The sequence below is a fragment of the Acinetobacter sp. YH01011 genome, assembly GCF_013420785.1.
In the GTDB taxonomy this organism is placed as follows: domain Bacteria; phylum Pseudomonadota; class Gammaproteobacteria; order Pseudomonadales; family Moraxellaceae; genus Acinetobacter; species Acinetobacter towneri.
In genome coordinates this window covers 1-3,635 of the sequence record NZ_VOYG01000027.1, presented here as the reverse complement: position 1 = coordinate 3,635, position 3,635 = coordinate 1, and the positions used below count along the sequence as shown (strand labels likewise).

Here is a 3,635-nt window from a genome sequence, read left to right as displayed (position 1 = left end):
AATACAAAAAATTTCTGTAAAATCGTACATGGTAGTTAGAGCCTTTGGGTTGTGTCGTAACTTTCTAAATGGCTCTAACTACCTTTTTTTCAAGGGCTTTTCTTATCCGTAATTCGGGTTAATATAACATAAAATTTAGTTTGTTAAAAAATCATCAATACGAGTTTTTAATTACCCTATTTATTGCTTAAAGATAACTTTTTTTGTTATTAAATGCTCGCTTGGAACAAGAATCACTGAGATGAAACGAATAGGAATAGTTGCTACATTCATACAAGAACAAGCATCTGTATGCTTTGGACTCAAAACAATATAAAGTTCAACATATCATGCATCTACAATATCTACAAAATTAGCATTTAAAACTTTTGCCAAATCGCTTGGTGTTAAACCAATATCTAATCCCCGCTTCCCTCCACTCACATACATAGTTGCAAGCTGTTGAGCGGATGCATCAATCACTGTTTTCAGTTGTTTCTTCTGCCCAATTGGACTAATGCCCCCAACCAAATAACCTGTCAAACGCTCAGCATCTTTAGGATCAGCCATGTGTACTTTTTTACACTGAAAAGCAGCCGCAACTTTTTTAAGATTTAATTGGTAATGGACAGGTAAAATCGCCACAAAATAATGCTTATCATCACTGACCAATAAAGTTTTAAATACTTCTGTGACATCTAAGCCTAACTTCTCCGCAGCTTCTAAACCAAAACTTTTAGCATTATGATCATGTTCATATTCATGCATAGAAAATTGAATTTTCTTGGCTTTTAAAAGTTTAGCTGCTGGAGTCATTGAAAAAATACTGTAAAAAACGATGCTCAAATTATACGCTTGATTGAGATTAAAAGTGAATTCGCTTAGGCCATTTTTAAATATAAAAGTAACTATCGAAAAAATAGCCTAAAATCATTAACTTGGTTTACGTGAATTTTCAACCAACACGTTAGCTAAGCGCTGTGCATGCGCAATCACGCGATCCAACCAACGTTGTGCCGCCAACAACTCTAAACCTGTCGCAGCATTGAGCTGATTCACGGCAATATATTGCAGCACTTTTTCACGGTTTTCGGCACGTTGATCTTCTGTCCATTTTTTCAAATTAGATAATTCGGTATTTAGACTTAGTACATGTTTATGCACATCAAAATCATCCATTTCTTTTAGATGTTCATCAAGAATTTGTACAAAATCTAAGCCAACTTGATAAATTGCAGGTTGGGTGCGTATTTCTTTTGCTAAAGTAATATTTTCCAAATCACTTCGTAAAACACGTAAATACACCATCAAACGAAGCATCGCCATTAAACGCTGTTGATCGGCTTCATTTTCTGAAATCGACATTTCTTCCAAATAGCGTTGGACTTGAATGAGTACTTCATCTAGCTGTAATAAACGTACTTTTGAAGGTAATCTTCCCTCTTGGATAGCCAGTTTTAGCATCACTAAAACGTCATACAAACTATGGTAAATCACCTTTGATGCAGCATGAATAGCCAAGGCGGGCACAGATAAACTCGCTTGATCGAGATAACATAAAACCGATTGAGTTTTATCTGGGATAATTTTCATAATCAGTTTTTCGAACTGACGGATAAAAGGCAAAATAATCAAAGTACCAGAAATACTGAATGCTGTATGAAATGCAGCAACAATCACCACATTGTCCCATGTTGCCATAAGACGTTGATTTTGTGTTAGCTCAAGAAATAACGGTTTTAAAATAATAAAAGCAAAAATGGCTGAAATGATGTTAAAAATCACATGAACCGCTGCAGTACGTTTGGCATTTGCAGTTGAACCAATTGCAGCAATAATGGCTGTCGCCACCGTACCAATATTCTGTCCAATCACCAAACCTAAAGCCTGTTGCAAATCAATCGCACCACTGGCCAATGCTGCTAAGGTCGCGGTAATTGCAGCACTTGAAGATTGCAACAGAATGGTCATGATAATACCGACCAAAACCAAACTGAGTTGCGCAATCAAAGATCTACTTGAAAATACTGATAAATCGACACGTTCAGCAAAACCTGACATGGCAACTTGCAACATATCAATGCCAAGGAAAATCAGACTAAAACCTGCCAATGTCATTCCAAATAATGCAACTCGCCCCTGACTAAATAATTTGAGCATTGCACCCAAACCCAGCAAAGGTAATGCAAAACTGGTGATGGAAAATTTAACACCTAAAAATGCCACCATCCAACCCGTACTGGTTGTGCCAATATTCGCACCAATAATGACACCAATTGCCTGAGCAAAAGTAAGAATCCCCGCACTAACAAAACCAATCGTGGCTAAAGTTGTTGCCATAGAAGACTGTACAATTAAAGTTAAACCGATGCCTGAAAGCACAGCTTTAATGGGTGAACCTGTGAACTTAGACAACCAAATACGCAAGGTTTCCCCTGCCATATCTTTTAAGCTGTCCGTCATCATGGTCATACCAATCAAAAATAGGCCAATACCACCACATAATTGTACAAAGACTTCTAACACACTTACTCCCTGTGCAATAAGCAATTTTCAAAGTGCTAAAAAGCCGATATTGTACGTACTTTTATCTTAAAATTGCAGTTTATTTGTTCTATTCCAATAGTTTATATTAAATAAAAAACTTGTCATCAATTTGACATATTATTAAACCTAAGGATAGATCGGACTCCATTGGTTTATCCAATCATTCGATAAAACAAAACGAAACCTCTGTATTATGCTGACACGATACAATTCAAATCTTCAGTTCACTTGACTGAACCAATCGCTCACCTCAAAATCAGTATATATACTCACATACGCCAAAATGACAGATATAGTTTTAATATGATTTTTAATGCATTTAGAAAATATCCATCTATAAAAATATTCAGTATTGGTTGTACTGTTTTAACGTTAGCAGCCTGCTCTCCACTAGGAGGTGGCTCTCTTGCAAAACGCTCAGCTAAACTTTCTACAGGGATCCAAAAGGCTTATGCTGTGCATCCTAATACAGCAAATCGTGTAGCACCAATCATTGTACAAAGTGCAGAACAACATAATGTTGATCCTCTGCTTGTCGCTGCAGTTATTAGACAAGAATCGAATTATCGTGCCTATGCTGTTTCACCTTCAGGTGCAGTTGGGTTCACACAAATTATTCCACGTTATTGGCAGCAGACTTGTCCTGGCGATTTATTCCATGAACATACCAATATCAACTGTGGTACATTTATTTTAAATCATTATAAAAATCAGTCGGGTAAATGGCCTAAAGCTTTGGCCTATTACAATGTGGGACCTACTGGCTACAATAGTAATCGAAAAATGAAAAAGCAAGGTAAACGCTACGCGAAACAAGTCAAACAGCACCAAAAAAACTTAAAAGATGCACTTTAATTTTGACTTACTAGCTTAATAAAGTAGCCAATACCCGTTGAATTAAAGCCATCCTCAGATGGTTTTATTTTCCTTTCTTTTTCTACTTTTCTTCTTAATATTTTCTTTCCCGCATAAAAAACACCCCCAACGCTAGTTGAGGGTGTTTAGAATAATGAGCTGGCGATGACTTACTCTCACATGGGTAACCCCACACTACCATCAGCGCGAAGAGGTTTCACTTCTGAGTTCGGGAAGGGATCAGGTGGTTCACT

Annotated in this window: 3 protein-coding genes and 1 rRNA gene; 1 reads left to right on the top strand and 3 read right to left on the bottom strand. The window is 36.9% G+C overall.

What is annotated here, in order from left to right:
• Positions 1-327 precede the first annotated feature (327 nt).
• A complete protein-coding gene (gene ybaK, locus FTT78_RS13320) occupies positions 328-795 on the bottom strand; it encodes a Cys-tRNA(Pro) deacylase (RefSeq protein WP_004973860.1) in 468 nt (155 codons plus the stop codon).
• A gap of 117 nt (positions 796-912) precedes the next feature.
• A complete protein-coding gene (locus FTT78_RS13315; protein WP_180044565.1) occupies positions 913-2,505 on the bottom strand; it encodes a Na/Pi cotransporter family protein in 1,593 nt (530 codons plus the stop codon).
• A gap of 324 nt (positions 2,506-2,829) precedes the next feature.
• Here FTT78_RS13315 and FTT78_RS13310 point away from each other — a divergent pair, with 324 nt between their 5' ends.
• On the top strand, positions 2,830-3,381 hold the full coding sequence (locus FTT78_RS13310) for a lytic transglycosylase domain-containing protein (protein ID WP_180009043.1): 552 nt from the start codon (positions 2,830-2,832) through the stop codon (positions 3,379-3,381).
• Positions 3,382-3,538: 157 nt separating this feature from the next.
• Here FTT78_RS13310 and rrf read toward each other — a convergent pair.
• Positions 3,539-3,635: ribosomal RNA gene (rrf, locus tag FTT78_RS13305) — 5S ribosomal RNA — on the bottom strand; the annotation flags it as partial.